General features: G+C 38.7%; 20 protein-coding genes. 16 read left to right on the top strand and 4 right to left on the bottom strand.

The features are described from left to right. Positions 1 to 33: 33 nt before the first annotated feature. Entirely contained in the window at positions 34 to 921 is an 888-nt protein-coding gene (locus tag BW142_RS01065; RefSeq protein ID WP_076923606.1) for a LysR family transcriptional regulator, read from the bottom strand. A 102-nt stretch (positions 922 to 1,023) separates the two neighbouring features. Between BW142_RS01065 and BW142_RS01060 the strand changes: the two genes are divergently transcribed. The 5 genes from BW142_RS01060 to BW142_RS01040 all read left to right on the top strand — a co-directional run bounded on the left by BW142_RS01060 (position 1,024) and on the right by BW142_RS01040 (position 7,042). Next, positions 1,024 to 1,398, top strand: a complete 375-nt coding sequence (locus BW142_RS01060; RefSeq protein WP_076923605.1) for an isochorismatase — start codon at positions 1,024 to 1,026, stop codon at positions 1,396 to 1,398. Positions 1,399 to 1,813: 415 nt separating this feature from the next. After that, entirely contained in the window at positions 1,814 to 3,403 is a 1,590-nt protein-coding gene (gene prfC, locus BW142_RS01055; RefSeq protein ID WP_076923604.1) for a peptide chain release factor 3, read from the top strand. A gap of 62 nt (positions 3,404 to 3,465) precedes the next feature. Further along, a complete protein-coding gene (gene argS, locus BW142_RS01050) occupies positions 3,466 to 5,208 on the top strand; it encodes an arginine--tRNA ligase (RefSeq protein WP_076923603.1) in 1,743 nt (580 codons plus the stop codon). 406 nt (positions 5,209 to 5,614) lie between these two features. Continuing rightward, complete coding sequence (gene pdxH, locus BW142_RS01045; protein WP_076923602.1) at positions 5,615 to 6,253, top strand: pyridoxamine 5'-phosphate oxidase; 639 nt, start codon at positions 5,615 to 5,617, stop codon at positions 6,251 to 6,253. A 21-nt stretch (positions 6,254 to 6,274) separates the two neighbouring features. After that, complete coding sequence (locus tag BW142_RS01040) at positions 6,275 to 7,042, top strand: TatD family hydrolase (protein WP_076923601.1); 768 nt, start codon at positions 6,275 to 6,277, stop codon at positions 7,040 to 7,042. Here the strand turns inward: BW142_RS01040 and BW142_RS01035 are convergent. Next, the gene (locus tag BW142_RS01035; protein ID WP_007581635.1) at positions 7,009 to 7,629 is read right to left on the bottom strand and encodes an AhpA/YtjB family protein; all 621 of its coding nucleotides are present in this window, start codon (positions 7,627 to 7,629) and stop codon (positions 7,009 to 7,011) included. The two genes, BW142_RS01040 and BW142_RS01035, sit on opposite strands and share 34 nt — an antisense overlap. A gap of 152 nt (positions 7,630 to 7,781) precedes the next feature. Here BW142_RS01035 and serB point away from each other — a divergent pair, with 152 nt between their 5' ends. Next, entirely contained in the window at positions 7,782 to 8,810 is a 1,029-nt protein-coding gene (gene serB / locus BW142_RS01030; RefSeq protein ID WP_076923600.1) for a phosphoserine phosphatase SerB, read from the top strand. Between the two features lie 20 nt (positions 8,811 to 8,830). Here the strand turns inward: serB and BW142_RS01025 are convergent, their stop codons facing one another. Beyond that, a complete protein-coding gene (locus BW142_RS01025) occupies positions 8,831 to 11,308 on the bottom strand; it encodes a PilZ domain-containing protein (protein WP_076923599.1) in 2,478 nt (825 codons plus the stop codon). Between the two features lie 364 nt (positions 11,309 to 11,672). Here BW142_RS01025 and radA point away from each other — a divergent pair, with 364 nt between their 5' ends. Both radA and BW142_RS01015 read left to right on the top strand, forming a co-directional pair. Continuing rightward, on the top strand, positions 11,673 to 13,058 hold the full coding sequence (gene radA / locus BW142_RS01020; RefSeq protein WP_076923598.1) for a DNA repair protein RadA: 1,386 nt from the start codon (positions 11,673 to 11,675) through the stop codon (positions 13,056 to 13,058). A 75-nt stretch (positions 13,059 to 13,133) separates the two neighbouring features. Continuing rightward, positions 13,134 to 14,066, top strand: a complete 933-nt coding sequence (locus BW142_RS01015) for a hypothetical protein (protein ID WP_076923597.1) — start codon at positions 13,134 to 13,136, stop codon at positions 14,064 to 14,066. Positions 14,067 to 14,297: 231 nt separating this feature from the next. On the opposite strand, the gene argE is transcribed toward BW142_RS01015, so the two are convergent. Beyond that, a complete protein-coding gene (gene argE, locus BW142_RS01010) occupies positions 14,298 to 15,458 on the bottom strand; it encodes an acetylornithine deacetylase (RefSeq protein ID WP_076923596.1) in 1,161 nt (386 codons plus the stop codon). Between the two features lie 224 nt (positions 15,459 to 15,682). On the opposite strand from argE, the gene argC reads away from it, so the two are divergent. The 8 genes from argC to BW142_RS00970 all read left to right on the top strand — a co-directional run bounded on the left by argC (position 15,683) and on the right by BW142_RS00970 (position 23,004). Further along, the gene (argC, locus tag BW142_RS01005; protein WP_076923595.1) at positions 15,683 to 16,693 is read left to right on the top strand and encodes an N-acetyl-gamma-glutamyl-phosphate reductase; all 1,011 of its coding nucleotides are present in this window, start codon (positions 15,683 to 15,685) and stop codon (positions 16,691 to 16,693) included. Next, positions 16,694 to 17,461 carry an acetylglutamate kinase gene (gene argB, locus BW142_RS01000; protein ID WP_024598616.1) on the top strand — a complete coding sequence of 256 codons (768 nt, stop codon included), beginning with the start codon at positions 16,694 to 16,696 and terminating at the stop codon, positions 17,459 to 17,461. It abuts the gene before it with no gap. A 7-nt stretch (positions 17,462 to 17,468) separates the two neighbouring features. Further along, positions 17,469 to 18,401 (top strand): ornithine carbamoyltransferase, encoded by a 933-nt coding sequence (locus BW142_RS00995; RefSeq protein ID WP_024598615.1) that lies wholly within the window; start codon positions 17,469 to 17,471, stop codon positions 18,399 to 18,401. After that, positions 18,398 to 19,600, top strand: coding sequence for an argininosuccinate synthase (locus BW142_RS00990; RefSeq protein ID WP_076923594.1), 1,203 nt, complete (start codon positions 18,398 to 18,400; stop codon positions 19,598 to 19,600). Before BW142_RS00995 ends, BW142_RS00990 begins: the two co-directional genes overlap by 4 nt. 51 nt (positions 19,601 to 19,651) lie before the next feature. Next, on the top strand, positions 19,652 to 21,517 hold the full coding sequence (gene argH / locus BW142_RS00985; protein WP_076923593.1) for an argininosuccinate lyase: 1,866 nt from the start codon (positions 19,652 to 19,654) through the stop codon (positions 21,515 to 21,517). Positions 21,518 to 21,782: 265 nt separating this feature from the next. Further along, positions 21,783 to 21,980 carry a hypothetical protein gene (locus BW142_RS00980; RefSeq protein ID WP_076923592.1) on the top strand — a complete coding sequence of 66 codons (198 nt, stop codon included), beginning with the start codon at positions 21,783 to 21,785 and terminating at the stop codon, positions 21,978 to 21,980. Between the two features lie 16 nt (positions 21,981 to 21,996). Then, on the top strand, positions 21,997 to 22,530 hold the full coding sequence (locus tag BW142_RS20675; protein WP_076923591.1) for a hypothetical protein: 534 nt from the start codon (positions 21,997 to 21,999) through the stop codon (positions 22,528 to 22,530). 27 nt (positions 22,531 to 22,557) lie between these two features. Then, entirely contained in the window at positions 22,558 to 23,004 is a 447-nt protein-coding gene (locus BW142_RS00970; RefSeq protein WP_083707535.1) for a hypothetical protein, read from the top strand. Positions 23,005 to 23,267 lie beyond the last annotated feature (263 nt).

The following is a 23,267-nucleotide window of genomic DNA, read 5'->3' as shown; positions in this document are numbered from 1 at the left end:
ATATTTAAAAAAGTGGAGTAACGCTTATTAAACTTAAGTTGTAAGTTTGTTTAAGTGTTTTGTTATTTCATCAATGCATATTTTTACAGAGATTGGCATGTTGTGCGTGTAGGGCGTTAATGCATAAATACTTTTACTACTAAGTGAGTAATCGGGGTTAATTACCTCAAGTGATGGCTTTACTAAGTTTAAGTAAAAATCCGGTATCAGCCCCATTCCAGCTCCTGCTTTTATAAGCGATAAACAACTATGGAAAGAGTTTGCAAGGCAACGAGCTTGGGTACTGAAGTGAAGTAGTTCTCCATGTTTATTTTTAAAGGTGTGATCTATATTTAACCCTTGCCAAGTATTAGCGATGTAAGGCGTTGCATTTAATATTTTAGACTCTAGCTGTTTAGGGCTTTTAATTACTCCCGTTTTTATACACAGCCTGTCAGTAAAGCTACCTATGCGCTTTTGTTTTAGGGCGCTGTCTTTCGAGGGACCCACTCGAATAGCGAGATCAATATTATGATCTAAAAAATCTATATGCTGATCGGCACTTACAAGCTCTGGCGTTAATTTGGGGTATTGATTCATTAAGTTAGCAATAACAGGGGTAATAAGTGTTTCCATTAATGCATTTGGGGCGGTTATCTTTATATTGCCAGTAGGCTCTGCTTGTTGAGTTTTTACGGTATCCCATGCCGTAGTCGCGATATTATTTAACTCTTTACATTGTATGTAAAACAGCTCGCCGGTTGCCGTTAATGCTTGTCTACGCGTTGTGCGTTTTAAAAGGGTTATCCCAAGCTCTAGCTCTAGCGCTTTTAAATGCTGGCTTACTACCGATTTAGAAACATTAAGCTTATCAGCTGCGGCAGATATAGAACCTGCCTCAATAATATTTGCAAACACCGACATTTGTTTAAATTTACTCATGTTTATTGTTCTGTTTTTCTAAACTGTATTTTTTATTATCTTTGTTTTTGGTGTTAAAAGATATGGCTAATATAAGCGTAATTTATTAACTACAGGTGATCTATGAATAGCGAATTAGTACTTCAAAAATGCAAACAAGGGATAGCGGATTGGCAGGATGCATTTAATAACCAAGATGCAAAAGGCTGCGCGCAACAGTATTTTTCTGATTGTGAAATGCATGCTCGCCCATTTGGTATGTTTAAAGGAGAGGTTGCTATAGAAAGCTTTTGGCAAGGGATCATGGATCAAGGCTTTAAAAATGTGCAATACACTGATGTAACATGGGAAATGCTTGGTGATGATGGTTATGTTTTATCAGCTAAATGGACAATGAACCAAGCGCATGGTGTTGTTCATCGCGAACATTGGGTTGTTGCAGCTGATGGAAAAGCAAAGTTAAAAAGTGACGATTTTGAAGTATTAGGTGAGCGCTAAGTAATTATTAATTTAGAGTTGAGTACGTGCTAACTAGTGAGTCTAATTTATCTAAGGTTGTGAAATAAAATACTTATATAAATTCCTCGGTGAAAATAAGCTTAAAAAGCAACGAATCATCGCTTAAACAATTATAAAATGGTCTGTAATTTAATTGCTGACCATATTTCAAATATTTCTAGTCACATCTCTTCATTATAGAGCCAAGATATTTTTAAGTTAGATAGCACACTTTTATACCGACTCCTGTTACAATTGTCATTATTAAAAAATTAGCTATTGGCGTTTTATTATCAGCTGTTTATAACGTTAAAATCAGCGAAAATAGTAGTTAATTACGATCAACATTACGGGTTTACTCGCAAGCGCTTATTTAAATGCATTCAACCCCGCATCAAACTAAAAGAATTTATTAATGGCAGACCAAACTATTATCAATGAAATCAGCAAGCGAAGGACTTTTGCTATCATCTCTCACCCGGATGCTGGTAAAACAACTATCACCGAAAAAGTATTGTTGTTCGGACAAGCTATTCAAAGAGCCGGTACTGTAAAAGGGCGTGGCTCTAATCAGCATGCTAAATCTGACTGGATGGAAATGGAAAAAGAGCGTGGTATATCGGTTACTACCTCTGTAATGCAGTTCCCGTATAACAATGCGCTTGTTAACTTACTTGATACGCCAGGACACGAAGATTTCTCGGAAGATACTTACCGCACGCTAACAGCGGTAGATTCGTGCTTAATGGTTATTGATGCGGCAAAAGGTGTAGAAGACCGTACCCGTAAGCTCATGGAAGTTACGCGCCTGCGTACAACGCCAATTGTTACGTTTATGAACAAGTGTGACCGTGATATTCGTGACCCAATGGAAGTATTGGACGAAGTTGAAACAGAGCTAAATATAGCCTGTGCTCCAATTACGTGGCCAATTGGTTGTGGTAAAGAGTTTAAAGGTGTTTATCATATTCATAATGACGAAGCTGTTTTATACAAAACAGGTCAAGGTCATAAAATTCAAGAAGTTCGCACTATTAAAGGACTTGATAACCCAGAGTTAGATATTGCGATTGGCGAAGATTTAGCTGCGCAATTACGCGAAGAGCTTGAGCTTGTTATTGGTGCATCAAACGAATTTGATTTAGATCTGTTTTTAGCCGGTGAACTTTCGCCAGTTTATTACGGTACTGCACTTGGTAACTTTGGTGTTGACCATGTTTTAGATGGTTTAACTAAATGGGCGCCAACGCCATTACCACGCGAAACCGAAGACAGACTTATTGTTGCAACAGAAGAGAATTTTACCGGTTTTGTATTTAAAATTCAGGCCAACATGGACCCTAAACACCGTGACCGTATTGCATTTATGCGTATTGTATCGGGTAAATACAGCCAGGGCATGAAAATGAACCACGTGCGTATTGGTAAGCAGGTGAGTATTTCTGATGCGGTAACCTTTATGGCAGGCGATCGTGAGCGAGCAGAAGATGCTTACGCTGGCGATATTATTGGTTTGCATAACCACGGTACAATTCAAATTGGTGATACGTTTACGCAAGGCGAAAAACTTAAATTTAGTGGTATTCCTAACTTCGCGCCTGAACTATTTCGTCGTATTCGTCTTCGCGATCCGCTTAAGCAAAAGCAATTATTAAAAGGCTTAGTACAGCTTTCTGAAGAAGGTGCTGTACAGGTATTTAGACCGCTTATAAACAACGATTTAATTGTGGGCGCGGTAGGTGTACTTCAGTTTGATGTGGTTGTAGCGCGTTTAAAAGCTGAATATAACGTAGATGCTATTTACGAAGGTGTAAACGTAAATACAGCACGCTGGGTTGAGTGCAGTGACGTTAAAAAGTTTGAAGACTTTAAACGCAAATGCGAAAGCAATTTAGCACTCGATGGTGGCGATAACTTAACTTACATAGCGCCGAGCCGTGTAAACCTTAATTTATCGGTAGAGCGTTATCCAGAAGTAACGTTTAACCACACGCGCGAAAACTAGAATTGACCGACTACAGTTAACTGAAAGCCTGCTAAGGCGGGCTTACAAAGGTAAATAATATAATGAACATTCGTACTATTTTAATCGAAAAAGCTATTGCCGCTATGGCAGGCGCAGGCTTACCTGAAGACACAAACCCAGCAGTAACGCAAAGCACACGTCCACAATTTGGTGATTACCAAATTAATGCAGCAATGGGCGCGGCTAAAAAAATGAAAAGCAACCCACGAGAGCTTGCACAAAAAATTATAGATAACCTTGATGTAAGTGATATCGCAGAGAAAACTGAAATTGCGGGTCCAGGTTTTATTAACATTCATTTAAAGCCAGAGTTTTTAGCGCAAAGTGTTAAAGCAGCTAATAGCGATGCAAAGCTTGCAGTAAACGAGCACACTAACCCACAAAAAGTGGTAGTGGATTACTCATCACCAAACCTTGCTAAAGAAATGCACGTAGGCCATTTACGTTCAACCATTATTGGTGACTCAATTGTACGTGTGCTTGAATTTAGAGGCGATACGGTTGTACGTCAAAATCACATGGGTGATTGGGGCACGCAATTTGGTATGTTAATCGCGCATTTAGAAGACCAAATTAGCCAAGGTGTAGACTTAGATACGGTTGCACTTGCCGATTTAGAAACCTTTTACCGCGATGCTAAAAAACGTTTTGACGACGAAGAAGGCTTTGCAGATAAAGCCCGTAATTACGTTGTTAAATTACAAGGTGGCGACGCGCACTGTGAAAAGCTTTGGAAACTATTTATAGCAACCTCAGTTAAGCACTCTGAAGAAGTATACAAACGTTTAAATGTAACGCTTACGCAAGCCGATATTATGGCTGAAAGCGCGTACAACGCAGAGCTTAACGATATTATTAGCCTACTTAAAGATAAAAACATTGCTGTAGAGTCGCAAGGCGCGCAAGTTGTGTTTTTAGATGAGCTAGCCAACAAAGATGGCGAACCATCTGCGTTTATCGTACAAAAATCTGGCGGTGGTTTTTTATATGCAACAACAGATTTAGCGGCATGTGATTATCGTTCAAATAAATTAGGTGCCGATCGCATCTTAATTTTTGTAGATGCACGTCAAAACCTACACTTTAATCAAGTAGAGCTAACAGCGCGTAAAGCAGGTTTATTACGAGACGAAACAAGTTACGAGTTTTGCCCGTTTGGCACTATGATGGGCGCCGATAACAAACCATTTAAAACACGTACTGGCGGCACAGTAAAACTTGCTGACTTATTAGAAGAGTCAATCAACCGTGCAGCTGCAAAACTAGCTGAACGTGAATCGGATTTAAGTGATAGCGATCGCAGCGAGATTGCACGTAAAGTAGGTATTGGCGCAGTTAAATACGCCGACCTTTCTAAGCACCGTACCAGCGATTACATATTCAACTGGGACAGCATGCTAAGCTTTGAAGGCGCAACAGCCCCTTACTTACAATATGCTTATACACGTATCCGCAGTATTTTCCGTAAGTCAGGCGTTGATGCAGCTACATTAAATTCAGACGTAGCAATTGTTGAGCCTCAAGAAAAAGCACTAGCACTTAAGCTACTACAGCTTGAAGAAGTACTTGACTTAATGATCTCTGAGGCAACACCGCACGTACTATGTGGTTACTTATATGAGCTAGCAAGCTTATACATGACATTTTACGAAGCCTGCCCAGTACTTAAAGAAGGCGTAGAACCAAGCGTGCGCGATAGCCGTTTAGTGCTGTGTAATTTGGTTTCTAAAACATTAGAGACGGGATTAGACTTACTTGGCATTGAAGTTATGGAGCAAATGTAATCTGCTGCGTGTAGTTCGCTTTGACTGCGTTGTCGTGCTTTTTTAGCCTAAGTCACATACTAAATGTATGCTCCTTGGCATAAAAAAGCACTCCGTCTTGTCAGCACTTCTACACTTGCAGATATCTGAGTTGTGTAGTTTACGTTATAGGTTGGGTTGAGTGAAGCGAAACCCAACGATACACCTGAGACTCTATGTTTACTGCTATCGAATGCACCTGAGGCTCTGTGTTTATTGCTATCGAATGCACCTGAGACTCTATGTTTACTGTTATCGAATACACTCAAGGCTCGGTGTTATTGCTATCGCATACACCTGAATCTTAATATTTGTTATTACTCAACATCTATTGTTTTAAGCTCGCTACTCTAAGCTCTTTTCTAAGGCTTTATTTAAAGGACTTGTTATGAAACTCGAAGATATCCGCCGTGAATACCTGCAAGACGCGTTAAGCGAAGATAATTTGCAAGATGAGCCGTTTAAGCAGTTTGAAACGTGGCTTGAGCATGCGGTAGCAAGTAAACTACCCGATCCAACAGCAATGGTTGTAGCAACCGTTGATGAAACCGGTCAGCCTTCACAGCGTATTGTGCTTTTAAAACATTTAGATGATAACGGGTTTGTGTTTTTTACTAATACCGGCTCGCGTAAAGCGCAAGAGCTTAAAGGTAATAATAAAATTTCCTTGCACTTTCCGTGGCATCACATGGAGCGCCAAGTTATTGTGTATGGCGAGGCTAAACCCTTACCGACTTCTGCTGTGGCAAAGTACTTTTTATCCCGTCCTAAAGAAAGCCAATTAGCCGCGTGGGCATCAGCGCAAAGTCGTCCGGTGTCATCACGTAAAGTACTCATGGAAACCTTTGCCAATATGAAAAACAAGTTTGCTAAAGGTGAAATACCACTTCCTGATTTTTGGGGCGGATATTGTGTAGTACCCACTAAAATTGAGTTTTGGCAAGGCGGAGCGCATCGTTTGCACGACCGTTTTATGTATCAGCGCCAAGCCGATAACAGCTGGCAAGTTACGCGCTTAAACCCTTAGTAAATAGATGAGTAAGTAACCGTGCAATTTATTGACTCTCATTGCCATCTCGACTTTAGCGAGTTTGATTCGAATCGTGAATCGCTCATAAACGAGTGTGTAGCAAAGGGAGTTAATCAGTTTGTTGTGCCAGGTATTACGCTTGCTCAATCGCATACCCTCATAAAGCTCAAAGCAACTTACCCAAGTATAAAAATAGCCGCTGGGCTACATCCTTATTTTTTAGAGCAACATAAAGAATCGCACATAGAAGCGTTATTTGATTTTGCGACTGAAAATAAGCGCCAACTGGTAGCTATTGGGGAGTGCGGGCTTGATCGAAGTATTGAAAACCTCTCTAAACAAACTTATTTATTTGAGCAGCAAATAAGGCTTTCTAACGAGCTAAGCTTACCGCTTATTGTACATCACAGACAAAGCCACGATTTAATTGCGCAATCATTTAAACGGTGTAAACCAATAAATGGCGGGGTGATTCATGCTTTTTCGGGATCAATCCAACAAGCGCAGTATTATATAAAACACGGCTTTAAACTTGGTGTAGGCGGTGTTATTACCTATGATCGCGCAGTAAAAACACGGGCTGTTATTGCTGCTATTGAGCCAGATAACTTAGTGCTTGAAACCGACTCACCTTCAATGCCGTTAAGTGGCTACCAAGGTGAAATAAACACACCGCTGCATATACCTGATGTATTTAACGCGTTATGTGATTTAAAGCCATATAGTGAAAGAGGGACGCTTGCAAAGCAGCTTTACGATTCTTGTTCAGATGTTTTTTGCATATAGCGATTTACCTGCCAACGTTTTAATCCACGGCCTAGCTGCCACGTAAAAATACACGCAATCACTAGCATTAATAGTACCTGCCGACCTAAGTCATGAAAATGATTGTGGCTGTCGGATATTGCAGCGCGAGTTAAATAAGTAACAGACACAAAGCCTATAGGGCGGTCATCATCGCTTATCACGGGTTCCATAAAAGGTGTTTTTAGTTTACTAATACCCGGTGTTGAGTCCGGAAGCTGACCATAAATATGGTGTGATTGCCAATTGTCACTACTGGCAATTAAAATGCCCTGTTGATCATAAATAGTGGCAGAAAGCACAAACTCATCTTTACTTATATCGTTACAAATGGCGTTGAGTTGTGGTTTATTCTTTTCTATAAGCGGCGTTTTAACATTTAAAGCCATAAATTGAGTGAGGCTTTTTGCAGTGCTATCGGCGCTATCGTATAACAATTGATGACTTTGAAAACTACTATTAACGCCTACCCAGCTTAATAATACAAAACAGCCAGCCGCAAGTATTAAGCGAACAAGTCGCTTTCTTTGTGAAGCGGTAATAGGGTTTTTAATATGGTTATTTTTCATAGTCACCGTTTATGCTGCTGACAGCATTTTGATTTGATGTTACAACTACACTAACTATAACCTTAAACCCCACCTGATGGCGAATTTAGTGTTGAGAATACCAGTTTTGATATGCCAACTATCAGGAAAATAAAAATAAACACGGAGATCCCATGTCGCAAATCAACATGGCACAGCCAACTGCTGAGCAGCCATTACAACACTTAACTTTAAATAAATGGTTTGGCTTTAGTGATGGTGTATTTACATTTCTTGATTATATTCCCAATAAAGCATTAGGGTTATTCAGCATCGCGTTTGCAGGTGATTTTGAAGAAAAACACATTGTTAGCATTATTGATTTTTTAGCTACGCATAACCAAACCGTCACTGCTATATGCCAATATCAACCAGATTTAGGCCTTGCACCTGCATTGTGTTTTTACGCGCAAAATGCAGAGCAAGCTATAAACCCGTTAGTGCTTCAAGAGTTTTCAAACACGATTGATTGTCAATTAGTGCAAGTTGTTACTCCACCTAATTTATATGAGCCTGGTTTATTGGTTATGGATATGGATTCAACTGCAATAACTATTGAGTGCATAGACGAAATAGCACGCCTTGCAGATGTATACGATGAAGTTGCCTCTGTAACCGCACTTGCTATGGCCGGTAAGCTTGATTTTAGCGAGAGCTTAAATCAGCGTGTAGCGAAGCTTACAGGTATTGAAAAAAGCTTAATTGAAGAGCTAAAAAATGCATTGCCTTTAATGCCTGGTATTAAAGCATTATGCCAAATTTTAAAGCAGCATAATTGGTATTTAGCAATAGCTTCTGGAGGTTTTGTGCCTTTTGCAGAGCGCGTTCAAGAGCTTATTAATTTAGATGAAGTACACGCTAATGTGCTTGAATTTAAAGACGATAAATTAACAGGTAAGGTACTGGGTACAATTGTAGACGCGCAGCAAAAAGCGGTTATTTTAGAGGCGCTTCAGCAAAAGCTAGGGTTTAAAAAAACACAAACTGTAGCTATTGGGGATGGCGCAAACGATTTAGTAATGATGGCAAAAGCAGGCCTTGGTGTTGCTGTACATGGTAAACCTAAAGTAGTTGAGCAAGCGCAAGCAGCTATTTGTGAAGGGTCATTATTGCAATTGCTGTATATGTTGGCTATTCCGTTAGAAAAACAACCAACACTTTAAAATAAATTAAGTTAAACCGCTTAGCGTAAGCGGTTTAACCAAATTAGCTTACGGCGGCCCATTTGTTCAACTTGCTCTTTTTTAAGTTCTAAATGGCTTAAAGCTTCTTCAGTTATATCTACTACGTCACCCACACCCGCAACAGCCCATAAGGCTTCTTCTAAATCTTTTGCTTTGTGCATTGCGTATTGGCTTACGTATTTTAGCTCATTAGAGAGGTAGTCAGTGTCAGGGCGACCTGTGCGCGAAATATATAAACGCATTACAAATATAAGTTGGGATGTAATGTCTTTACTAATTTGTTTATAAAAGCTTGAGTAGTCTTCGCCTAAAGTGCATTGGCTAACAATGGCCTCTTCAATGTTACCCTTACGAGGGTCGAAGTTAATCGCGATTGTGAAAGCAAGCGGTGCATCTTGGCGACTGCGATCTTTTATATTAGGCGTTATAACATTAATAATTTGCTCTTCGGTAAGAATACTCGAAAAGTCAGTTTTGTTACTTAATAAACCAAAGTTTTGTAAAATAACATGCATAGGGCTTGCATATAAACCATAACCAATTGCACCCGTTTTAAAGTGTGCAGCTTCCTTGTGTAAATACAGTGGAAATTGGCATACACTTTTCGTCACCATATTTCTAAGCGCGGTAGATAAGCCTTCTACTTTAGGTGCTTCTTCAGATACTTTAAGTTTGTCTTTATTACCTTCTATTAACTGAGTGAAAAAGGTTACGCCAGCATGGGGTAACTCAGCAATGCGATTCGCTTTTAGGTTAATAGTAGTGAATGACTTACTAATAGCCATTACTTCGTACTTTAGTTCGCTAAGTTTATGCTTTTTAGTTATTTTTTGAAGCTCAGGAAATGTTAAAAGTACTATATCCCCTTTTTTGAATGTAGCAGGTTGCTCGCACTCTAACTGTAAACCCATCACTGAAAAATCACGTGTATAACCGTTAAATACTTCACCATTAATTGTGATGCTAACTGGTGTCTTATAAAGGTAGCGCTTATGTGAGCGTAAATTTACGTATTCAAGTGGCACAATGTCTAAATAAGGTGGCGTTTTGTGTTTGGCGTGGCCAAAGTGCTTAAGCTGATTTACTAATGCTTTATCAAAAGTAAGTTGTTTATAATTTGCTTGTTCAGCTTTATTGCCAATATTTGTAAGTACAACAATATACTTAACATCTTTTATAAGGCCTTTTACACGAGGTGAAGGTGGCTTATTTAATTTTTCTATATTTTCACCGGCACTATTAGGTAGTGAAAGCGGTATAAAAGAATCATCTGGATGACTTGGCATTACTTGTATTTTAAAGCACTGCCAGCTCTCTTTTTGGCTACCAAAACCTAAAAATAGATCACGTAATTTCGGGTTGTTATTTAACTCTGTACGCGTCGCTGAGTAGTAATAAATTTTACCTGATGATATATGTGTAAATGTATAGAGGTAATCTTCTTTTACTGCGGTAATTTGAGTTAGTAATTGTGTAATACGCTGATGATTAAGTATATTGTACAAACACGGTATTTTTCTTTCATCGGTAAAGTAGCGCTGAATAAAAATATTATTTTCAGTGGTAAGGCTAAGGCTTGGGTAATATTGCTCATCTTTTTTACTTAAAAACACATATAAAGACGTTACGCGAGGAATGTAGTACTGCTCATACCCCTTTGATACTACAGCATCGAGCGTATTATCTAGATTTACTTTATAACGACGCTTATTACCATGAATAAAACTTTCTAAAAAGTCATTAAAGGCATCGTTGTTTTCTATATAAGTGCGCTTTAAGCGGATGTGATTAAATTCACGAGAGATATTTTCTACTGCAACAACTTCGTATTGAATACCGTTTTTTAGGCCAAGTTCAAAGTCTTGCTCAAGGCCTACTAAGCGCATTGCGATGAGTTCGCCTTTTTTTATAGAGTAGCGCGTTGCAAGCTTAACTTTACAACCGCTTAAAGATATATCTGAGGTGCTAGCAGCAATGTTCTTTTTATCTTTGTAATCAATCGTTACTTTTATTGAGTAATTCATCCGTTCTTCACGGCGGCTCTCGTAAGAGGCAAACTTAATTACTTCAGTGTTTAAGTTATTTTCTAACTCTTGTAACTCTGATTTTTCGGCTGCTTGTTTTTGTAATACGCGGTGGTTATTTTCTGTATTCATTACGGCTTCGTAAACAGCTAAGGTGTATTCACCATGTTGTTTAAGCGCTTTTTCAAACACTTCAATGGCTGTGTCATCCATAAAGTGTTGCTTGCCGTTATGCTCATATGGTTTTACTTGGCCTGTCACTAATCCGCGAAGATCAACAAAACGTGCCACTGGCTGAGATAAACGCGACATTTCCATTTTCATTAAAAATTGCTCAGGTTTAGTTAACCCTGCGGTTTTTGATTTGAAAATTAGATCAAATTTAGCGTTGCCTAAATATGTTTTTAACTCATTCACGAGGTCTTCGTGTTTGAGCATTATGTCATCAGCCATTTATAAAACCATCACCGTCTAATTGAAAAAGTAGGTATACTGTTAAGTCCATTTATTAGAAGTTCAATAAACGTTAAATCGCGCTATGTTATTAATATAGGTACAATTATTTGAGTTACTACTGTTTAGCTCTTGTTATGTATGTGTTATTTGCCATTTTATTGGCAAGTTACTTTAAACTATTACAAAGCAAAAAGTATGCCCTAAATTATAGCTAAAAAGAAACACCATGTGTATTTATTGATTGTGACGCTAGATTTTTAAGCAGGCAAGAGTTTGTTGCTAAGTAAATGCCTGAAATGGCAAAATAAGCGCCTAATAGTAAGAATTTTTTTAATTTAAAGAATAGTAGGTAAAGTTATCAATGGCTAAAGCGGCAAAAGTAGAATTTGTTTGTACCGAATGTGGCATGAACTATCAACGTTGGCAGGGTCAATGTCGCTGCGGTGCGTGGAACACATTAGCGGAATTTAAGCCTTCAGCAGGGCATAGTAAAAAAGCATCAATACGATCAAACGTTGGTGGTTATGCTGGTGGTGTTGGTGGTGGTTCTAAAAAAATCAATGATATTGCTACATCAGAGGCTGAAAAGCAGCTAACTGAAATCGGCGAGCTTGATCGCGTACTAAGCGGCGGGGTGACTACTGGCTCTGTTAATATAATTTCGGGCGATCCGGGGGCGGGTAAGACAACTTTGCTATCTGACTTAGTGGCGAGAATGTCACAACGTATGCCATCACTTTACTGTACGGCAGAAGAATCTTTATCGCAGTTTAAAAACAGGGTAAATCGTTTAAAGTTAAACTATAACCCGGACGAGCTTTATTTACTTTCAGAAACGAGCGTTGAAACCATCATCGAAGAGCTCGAGAAAAATAAAATTAAGTTTGCTGTTATTGACTCTATTCAAGCTGTTGTAACCGATACGGCAAATGGTAGCCCAGGTTCGCCTTCGCAAGTAAAAAGCGCCGCCCAAGCATTAACTCAGTACTGTAAGCAAAATGATGTAACCATGTTCATTATTGCTCACGTAAATAAAAATAACGAAATAGCAGGCCCTCAAACACTCGTACATATTGTCGATGCGCTTTTACACATAGATACCAATGATGGGCAAATTCGAACCCTTAGGGCAAATAAAAACCGCTTTGGTGATATTGATACTGTGGGCATTTTTAAAATGTGTGAACGTGGGATGTTGAGCGTGGATAATCCAAGCGAAATATTTTTATCGGGTTCTACAACCGATTCACCAGGGTCTACAATTACCTGTATTCGTAAAGGCAATCGTAATTTATTGCTCGAAATTCAGTGTTTAACGACCGAAACCGAGGCAGAATTTCCGCAGCGTGTTTGTGTTGGTTTAAATATGAACCGTATAAAAATGCTGACTGGTATATTACGCAAACACACTAAAACTAAAATATTTCACGATACTTTTTTTAATATTGTTGGCGGCTTAAGAATTGATGAAACAGAAACGTGTATTGATTTAGCATTGGTTACCGCATTACTTAGTAGCTTAAACGAATTTGTTGTACCTCGTACCACGTGTATTATGGGTGAGCTTAGCTTAAACGGCGATGTACGCCCAATCGACAGTGGTGTACCACGTGTTAAGGAAGCTGCACAACATGGTTTTACTGAAATATATATTCCATTTCGTAATTATCATAAATCAATGGAAGGGCTTGGTGCTAAAATTACGCCAGTTAAAACAGTACATGAGTTGCTTAGTTTAATTAATTAACACTTACGGGTGTTAATGTGTAATGTTACTCTTAAGAAAACTCGGTTTACACAAAGAATAGAATAAGGAAATAACATGAAAAAGTTAGTAATAGTTGCAGCAATTGTAGCTGCGGGCGTTGGTGGCGTGAGCTATGCAAATTATGTAGCTACACAAGAAGTGCGTGCAGAAGTAGATAAGCAACTTGCTTTAGTAAGCGATCAAACTGGCGCTACATTTAAATACGCTGGTTTATCGGCAAGTGTTATTTCAAAAAGCGTAGAAATAACAAACATGGAAGTAATAAGCCCTGAGGGTGACAATGTTGCTAATATTCAAAGCATTGAAATAACTGGTTACGAGCCAGATAAAATATCACCGCATACATCATTTGATGTAAAAAGCTTTCAGTTTGATAAAGATTTTGTTTCAAAATTACCTGCAGATACAAACGAAATGCTAGCGTCGGCAAGTTACGATTTACATTCATCACTTGATTACGATGAAGAGTCTGGCAACAGTGATGTTGTGGTTAAGCTTGATGCAAAAGACATTGTTAGTTTTAACATGGATATGGGCTTGGCTAATTCAAAAGCATTAATGGATGCTTCATTGGCGATTAGTAAAGCACAGCAAGAAGCGGGTAACCAGCCACTTACTTACGAGCAAGAGTTACAGCAGCAAACACTTGTTATGCAAGCAATGAGTAAGTTAGAGCCACGTAATGTTAGCTTTGTTTTAAATAATCAAGGTAAGCTAAAAGATTTATTATCAAGCGAGCTTGAAAAGCAAGGTATGACGCTTGAGCAGATGGAAATGACGCTAGAGCAACAGTTGCAACAAGCGCCTGTTACTGAAGACATAGCCGCAGCTTTAACTAGCTTTGCTAAAGGTTTAAATTCATTTAGCGTATCTGCAAAGCTACCTGAAGGTAAAACCATGATGGAAATTAATCAACAAGTTATGATGCTAGTAGGGCAACCTGAAGAGCTAGTTAAGTTTATTAATTTAGAAGTTAAAGGTGATTAAATATTAGTATTTAATTATACCAACTCCAATAAATAGCTGATCTATTTTACTTGCTAAAACAACCCATTTCTTTGTTGTAAATTTCGCAAAGGGAACAACCATTTACATCAATTTACGCCTAGAACTGAATTGTTTTTTCGGCGTAAAATTTAGATCACATACTTAATGGAATTGGTATTATCTAATAAAGGCGCCAATTGGCGCCTTTATTATTTGTGTTGTTATAAGCAGCTAGTGACCCTGATAGCTAAAGCAATTAGCTTTAATAATATCGGTGATTATTTGTTGTGATGGTTTTATTTTTTCCATCGCTAAAAATTCATCAGGTTGATGCGCTTGGTTAATTGAGCCGGGACCCATTACAATTGTTTCACAGCCAAGTTGTTGTATAAAAGGAGCTTCAGTACAGTAATTTACCGCGACCGCTTTTTGCCCCGCTATTTTTTCAGCCATTTTTACTAAAGCACTGTCGGTGCTGCCACTAAATGCCGGAATGGGTTCGTGTAAATCAATAACACTCACAGCGTTAGGGTATTGATCATTAATTTCTTTCGTTGCATCGTGTACTAATGCTTGTAGTTCTTTAATGCTTAAACCCGGTAATGGGCGCATATCTATATGCATTTCACAGCAACCACAAATTCTATTCGCGTTATCGCCACCATGAATATTACCTAAATTTAATGTTGGATAAGGAATTTCAAAGTGATTTATTGAATACTTATGCTTTAGTTGCTCTTTTAAGAACATCAATTTTGTAATCACTTTATGCATTACTTCAATGGCGTTAAGGCCACGTTCGGGATCTGAGCTATGCCCAGAGCGACCAACTACTCTTATTGCTGTACTCATATGGCCCTTGTGCATAAATACTGGAGTCATATCAGTAGGTTCGCCAATTATACAGCGCGCAGGTTTTAAATTAGGGTGCTTACATATTTGCTGTGCACCTGCCATAGTTGTTTCTTCATCGGCAGTGGCGAGTATTAAAATAGGTTGAGTTTGCTGCTTTTCATCAAGCTCACTAATCGCATGTAATACAAAAGCAAAAAAGCCTTTCATATCAATGCTTCCTAGCCCGTACAATTTATTGTCGAGTTCGGTAAGTTTAAACGGATTGTGGTTCCAGCGGCTGTCATCAAAAGGCACTGTATCAGTGTGGCCCGCAAGCATTAATCCGCCATCGCCTTTCCCGCGTTTTGCTAATAAATTAAAGCGGCCCTTACCACCTTCTAGTTCAATAATTTCACACGTAAAACCAAGTGTTTCACACCAGTTTGCAAGGAGTTCGATTACGTTTTTATTGCTCATACACAGGTTGTCTTCAATTGCGCTAATAGAAGGGGCTGCAATCAATTGTTGATACATAGAAATAAACGAAGGCAAAGGCATAAAAAAATCCAAAATTATTATTCAATTTAATTGCATAACAATATAAAAGTATTTATGATGAATATCAATTCACTTTTTAAGCATAAATATATTAAAGTAAAGCTATGAAAATAATGCGACGATAATCTACAAATTCATTAAATTAAGTCTTAATTTAGCGTTTTAGCTAGTTTAAGCGAACAACATATATATTTAGCAGTAAATTTAAAAATAACGAGTAATCAATGAATGTAGTTATTATTGGCGCAAGCGGTTACAGCGGCGCAGAGTTAGCAAGCTTAGTTGCTAATCATCCAAACCTTACCTTAACAGGCTGTTATGTATCTGAGGGTAGCTTAGATAAAAATAAATTACTAAGTGATTTATATCCAGAGCACCTTGGTTTACTAGATTATCCTTTACTTCCTCTTAGTGCATCAGCTTTTGATGACATTCAAAATGATGCTGACTATGTATGTTTATGTACCGATCACAAAGTAAGTGTTGATTTAGCGCCTCAATTTTTAGCTATGGGTAAAAAAGTATTTGATTTGTCTGGTGGTTATCGCCTAGCAAGTAATGATGATTACGTTACTTACTATGGTTTTGAGCATCAACACCCAGAGCTTTTAAATGAAGCGGCTTACGGTTTAGCAGAGTGGAACAGTGATGCTATAGCTAACGCAAAGCTAATTGCTGTTGCAGGCTGTTACCCAACTGCCGCACTTAATGCACTTAAACCGCTTAAAAAAGCAGGCTTATTGAGCAGCGAAAGTATTATTATTAATGCCGTATCGGGTGTTACGGGTGCCGGGCGTAAAGCGAGTGTAGGAACACATTTTTGTGAGGTATCGCTTGCACCCTATGGTTTGTTTAACCACCGCCACGGTCCTGAAATTGAACAACACCTTGGCCACAAAGTGTTATTTACACCGCATTTAGGTAATTTCCCGCGCGGTATTTTAGAAACTATTTATGTACAACTTAAGCCAGGCGTTACCAAGGAAAACGTTGCATCGGCTTATCAAGTACTTGCTAACGAGCCATTAATTCGTTTGTTAGGAAATAAAATACCTTCAATTAAAGGTGTAGCTAAGCAGCCATTTGTTGATATTGGTTGGCAACAACAAGGCACGCAGTTAATTGTAATGTCTGCGATTGATAACTTATTAAAAGGTGCTGCTGGTCAAGCTTTGCAATGTATTAATATTTCTATGAATTTAGAGCACACGACCGGCTTAAAAGGGGCCTTTTAAATGAGTAAAAAAACGTGGGTTATTAAACTCGGTGGTGCAGTACTTAATACAGAAAATGCAGCAAAAGCGTTATTTGATGTACTCAATGAGCAAAAAAATAATGAGTTTGTCATTGTGCACGGTGGTGGCTCTTTAGTTGATACATGGCTAAAGCAAGCCGGTTTTGCTAGTGCTAAACACCAAGGCTTACGTATTAGTCCAGCAGAGCAAATGCCTTATATAGTTGGGGCACTTGCAGGTTGTGCTAATAAACAATTAATGACTCAAGCGATTAATGCAGGGCATAAACCTGTTGGCTTAAGCCTTTTTGAGGCAGGTGTTACTGCCACTCAAAAGCTAAAAGCGCTTTGCTTAGTAGGTAAGTGCAAAAGCAACGACGATTCTATAATTAGTGATTTACTTAAAATAGGTCGTTTACCTATTGTTAGCTCTATCGGCTTTGATGAACAAGGGCTTTGGTATAACGTAAATGCAGATGAAGCTGCAGCGGCTATTGCTAGTAATTTAAATGCAGAACTTATTTTTATGACAGATGTAGAAGCGGTACTTGATGCAAATAAACAGCCGTTACATCAACTTGACACAAAACACATTGATACTTTAATTACAGATGGAGTAATTGTGGGCGGGATGGAGGTCAAAGTTAAGACCAGTCTTCACGCTGCCCAACACTTACGACGCGGTGTGTATATTTCCAGCTGGCAAAAGCCAGAAAACTTAACTGCTCTGTTACAAGGTGAGCATGTCGGAACAAAGATTACACCATAGGTTTATTATGTTTGAGAATTTTTTAACGGGTTTAGAGTTAGACAAAGAAGGCGCACTTAATTTATTAAAGTTAGCGCGCGATATTAAAGCAAAGCCAGAAAAATACAGCCAAGTATTATCAGGAAAATCAATCGTAACATTGTTTGAAAAGCAAAGTTTACGTACACGTTTATCATTTGATATAGGCATTAATCGCCTTGGCGGCCATGCTGTTTATTTAGATCAGCAAAATGGTGCTATGGGTGCACGCGAATCAATTAAAGATTTTGCACTTAATATTTCTACTTGGGCCGACGGTATTGTAGCGCGTGTTAATCAACACAGTACATTAACTACGTTAGGTGAATATGCATCAGTACCTGTAGTTAATAGCTTATGTGACTTGTACCACCCTTGCCAAGCTCTTGCTGATTTTTTAACACTTCAAGAAGTACATGGTGATGTAAGTGAGCTTAAAGTAGCTTACTTAGGAGAGGGCAATAACGTGACTCATTCATTGATGTTACTTGCTGCAACGCTAGGTACTGACTTTGTTGCTGTAACCCCAAAAGGATGTTCACCAGATTCGCAAATACTTAAGAAAGCTGAGCAAATTGCAGCAATGAATGGCGCATCAGTTATGGTGAGCGATAGAGTTGAAGCTGCGGTTGGTGCAAATGTCGTATACGCAGATACATGGGTATCAATGGGTGATACAACGCCGCTTGAGCAAGTAAAAGAAAAATACATGCCTTATCAATTAAATCAGGCATTGCTAGATCAAACTGGTGCGACTACGGTATTACATTGCCAACCGGCACACCGTGAATTTGAAATTACCTCTGAGGTAATGGATGGTCCAGCATCTAAAATTATTCAACAAGCAGAGAATCGCATGCATGCGCAAAATGCTCTGCTAGTTACATTACTAAATCCAAATTTTGTTAAGGAACACCTATGAGTTCAATTAAAAAAGTCGTTTTAGCCTATTCTGGTGGTCTTGATACGTCGGCTATCGTTCCATGGTTAAAAGAAAACTATGGCTGTGAAGTAATCGCGTTTGTTGCTGATGTAGGTCAAGGCGCTGAAGAACTTGAAGGCGTAGAAGCTAAAGCAATTGCCTCTGGTGCATCTGAATGTTACGTAGTTGACTTAAAAGATGAAATGGTAAGTGATTACATTTACCCAACGCTTAAAACAGGCTCAATTTACGAAGGCACTTATTTATTAGGTACGTCTATGGCGCGCCCAATTATTGCTAAAGCACAAGTTGAAATTGCGCGTAAAGTAGGTGCTGATGCACTTTCTCATGGTTGTACTGGTAAAGGTAATGACCAAGTTCGTTTTGAATCATGTTTTGCGGCCCTTGCCCCTGATTTAAAAGTAATTGCGCCATGGCGTGAGTGGGACTTATCGAGCCGTGAATCATTACTTGATTACTTAGCAGAGCGTGACATTCCGTGTTCAGCATCTGCTACAAAAATTTATAGCCGTGACGCTAACGCATGGCATATTTCGCACGAAGGTGGTGAGCTTGAAGACCCATGGTGTCAACCAACTGAACAAGTATGGACTTGGACTAACTCTCCAGAGCAAGCACCAGATAAATCAGAACTAGTAACATTAAAAGTTGTTGAAGGCGAAGTGGTTGCTGTAAATGACGTAGAACTTAAACCTTACGATTGTTTAGTTAAATTAAACGATATTGCATCGCCTCATGGTGTTGGACGTGTTGATATTGTAGAAAACCGTTTAGTTGGCATGAAGTCACGCGGTTGTTACGAAACCCCAGGCGGCACAGTCATTATGGCAGCGCTTCAAGCCATTGACGAGCTAGTGCTTGATAAAGCAAGCCGTAAGTGGAAAGAAGTACTCGGTGGTGAGTTTTCGCATTTAGTATACGACGGCCGTTGGTTTACACCTCTTAAAGATTCTATTTTAGCCGGTGCAGAAGCACTTTCTAAAGTGGCAACAGGTGAAGTTGTACTTAAGCTATACAAAGGCCAAGTAACTGCAGTTCAAAAGCAGTCACCAAATAGCTTATACAGCGAAGCATTTGCTACATTTGGCGAAGATGATGTGTACGACCAGTCACACGCTGAAGGCTTTATTCGTTTATTTTCGCTTTCAAGCAGAATTTCAGCATTGGCTAAAAAGTAAATTATTTATAGCCCCTTATAAAAGGGGCACTACAGGGTTTGGAGAGATTTCATGGCATTATGGGGCGGACGTTTTTCTACGGGTCCAGATGAGGCGTTTAAGCAATTTAACGACTCTCTTCCCTTTGACTACCAGTTAGCAGAGCAAGATATTATTGGCTCTGTCGCATGGGCTGGCGCACTTGAGCAGGTAAATGTACTTTCAAGTGATGAGCACACAAAATTAGTTGCTGCATTAAATGAGCTGCTTGAAGAAGTTAAAGCAGATCCACAAGCGGTAGCTACTTCAGGTGCAGAGGATATTCATTCACATGTTGAAGCAGCTCTAATTGAAAAAGTAGGTGATTTAGCTAAAAAATTACATACAGGCCGAAGCCGTAATGACCAAGTTGCCACCGACTTTAGATTGTGGTGCCGTGATACGGCTGACCATTTACTAGATGCTATTGCACAGCTTAAAGGCGAGTTTGTAGCGCTTGCAGAGCGAGAGCTTGGTACAATATTACCAGGTTACACGCACTTGCAACGCGCACAACCAGTACTATTCAGCCACTGGTGTATGGCATATGTAGAAATGCTAGAGCGTGATGAAAGCCGTTTGCAAGATGCTAAAGCGCGCATGAATTTTTGCCCATTAGGCAGTGGTGCATTAGCCGGCACAGCTTATCCGATTGATCGCCAAGCATTAGCACACGGATTAGGTTTTACAGCGGCTACAAAAAACAGCCTTGATGGCGTATCTGATCGTGACTTTGTTTTAGATCTTTTAAGTTGTGCGTCTATTTCGATGATTCACTTATCTCGTATGTCAGAGGATCTGATTTTTTATAATTCGGGTGAAGCCGGATTTATAGAGCTTGCTGATAACGTAACATCAGGCTCATCGCTCATGCCTCAGAAAAAAAATCCAGATGCACTCGAGCTTATTCGCGGTAAAACCGGGCGTGTATTTGGTGCATTTAGCGCTATGATGATGACGTTAAAAGCGCTGCCACTTGCATACAATAAAGATATGCAAGAAGACAAAGAAGGCTTATTCGACGCTATGCCAACATGGCTTGCATGTATTCATATGGCGCAAGCATGTATTAAAGGCGTTAAAGTAAACGGTGATAAGACTCTTGCAGCAGCAAAAGGAGGGCATGCAAATGCCACCGAGCTTGCTGATTACTTAGTTGCTAAAGGAGTGCCATTTAGAGAAGGGCATCACATTGTAGGTGTACTTGTACAGCTTGCGATTAGCGAAGGTAAAACGCTTGAAGAGCTATCACTTGAACAGTACAAGTCAGTAAACACTGTATTTGAAGACGATGTTTATCCAGTACTTGAAATTGATGCGTGTATAAAAGCACGTAAGGCCCTTGGTGGGACGTCTATTGAACAAGTAACTAATGCTGTTAAAGAAGCCAAAAAAAAACAGCAAATAACGGTACGTGATGCAAATTTAGATGATGTAGAAGCAATTGCCACACTTATACAGCATTGGGCAACGGTAGGTGAAAACCTGCCGCGTGCAAAAAGCGATATGGTGCACTCTATTAACGAGTTTGCAGTAACAGAAATAAATGGAAAAGTGTCGGGCTGTGCGTCGTTATACATTTACGATACCGGCCTTGCGGAAATACGCTCACTCGGCATAAACCCACAAAGTAAAGTGTCGGGACAGGGAAGACAGCTTGTAGAGCACCTACTTACTAAAGCCAAAAAATTGGCACTTAACCGCGTTATTGTATTAACGCGTGTACCAGACTTTTTTGAGCAGCAACGTTTTACTTTTTGTAGCAAAGACTCTTTGCCTGAAAAAGTAATGAAAGATTGTGAACTTTGCCTTCGTAAAGAAAATTGTGACGAAGTAGCAATGGAATATATTTTGAAGCTAAGTACACGTGCGGAGATCCCGTGTAAATACGTAGCTTAAACTCCCTGGATACAAAAAACGTACGGTTATCCCTGTGCGTTTTTTTATGTTTACAGTAAACTGGTCGGAGTTGTTTGGTTTGATTATATAAGTATATTTTGAGTGAGTTTTAAGGTGTCAAAAAAAGTTGGCACATTGGTTGCTTCGTATAAGGTAGATAGCAAAATAGCTATCACTACTTTAAACAGGTGATGCATTTATCTACATAATAATGTGGTTAAAAGTTACACCAAATATAATTAAAACTTTTACAAGGATCAATCACATGCAAGTTTCAGCTAATAGCCAAGTACAAATGCAAGCATACAATAAAACACAACAATTACAGCCTGCAACAGAACAAACGGCTAGCCCTAAAACCCTGCAATCTGATATAGTAAGCTTCTCTCAAGAGGCGATGAGTGCTGCGAGTGCTGATTTACAGCGTGCCGGTGGTACTGTAGTACCTACCAGACCAAAGTAATATTTTAAGGCTTTAAATGATTTTAACTGAGTTTTTTGGGTTGTTCTCACTATCTGCTTTTACGATGTGGGCTTTTTTGATGGTATTCTTTTTCAATGTGTTTGTATACTCATTAGATGTAAAAAGAGGTACAACCCTTTTGCTCAGTTCATTTATTATGATGATATCTTATACGTTGTCTGATTACTTTTATACATGGTTATCTGTGAGGGATTCAGTATATATTGAATGGGCTTTGTACGATATTGTTACTATAGCTGCACTCATGTGTATTTATAAAATAATAAATAAAACAACTCCTTCTTTTTTATATCTAATTATTGGATTGTCTATAAATTCGATTTTTTTCTTTGGTATGTATCTCGATATTTACATTTTTGAGAATCAAGAACCATGGTTTTTCTGGGATGCTTATACGTATACAGTGAACTTTATAGATTTAGTTATGATTGTGGTATTAATTTTAGACCGAGATTTACTTGGTCTTCATAAACTAAAGAACAAATCCCTTAAATATTTCAAATCAAACGATACCCACAAAGTAACCTAGTTTAAAATGTACGTTACTGAAGCCCTAATGGATTATGTAGAAGCTTTCTCTCAATGGGGCTTTCTAATGGCCTTCTTATACTGTTTAGCCTCCAGTATAAATAAAGAAAATAAGTCTCCTGTTTATTTATCTGCGCTTATGCTCTGCTCATATATTTCCAGTGGTTATATAAACTTATTAGAAAATTTATATTTAAGCTGGGCGCTTTATGATTTCATTACAATTTTAGCTCTGTTAACTTTACAGTACTTCAAAGTGCTCCAACGTTCTGCAGCTTTTCACTTCATCATCTTTGCGTTAATAATAAATGCTGTGCTCACCTTAATATTGCATTACGATTTATACGTCTTATATAACTATGAGCCTTGGTGGTATTGGAGTGTTTATTCTGTTGGCGTTAATATGTTCGATGTTTTAATGGTTCTTTCACTAGTATTCAATAAAAACACCATTTTAAAAGAGGTGTTACATTGAACTTTAAAAAGTTGAAAAATATTGAATGAACTTTTAATTAGCCCAACAGTTTCTTTGTACATAGGTGCATTTGTACAATGGGGATTTCTTATGGCTTTTTTGTACTCCCTTGCTCATTCGATTAATAAGCCTAATAAAGAAAGAGTGTGTTTGTCTTTGGTTATGAGTGTTTCATATTCATTTAGTATATTTACAAATATGGATACGGTAACTTATCTAGATTTTTTGTTTTCCGATATTTTAACTCTCCTAGTTATTATTTC

This window comes from Pseudoalteromonas sp. EB27 (assembly GCF_001974875.1).
Lineage (GTDB): Bacteria > Pseudomonadota > Gammaproteobacteria > Enterobacterales > Alteromonadaceae > Pseudoalteromonas.
This window is presented reverse-complemented; position numbering and strand designations above follow the sequence as displayed.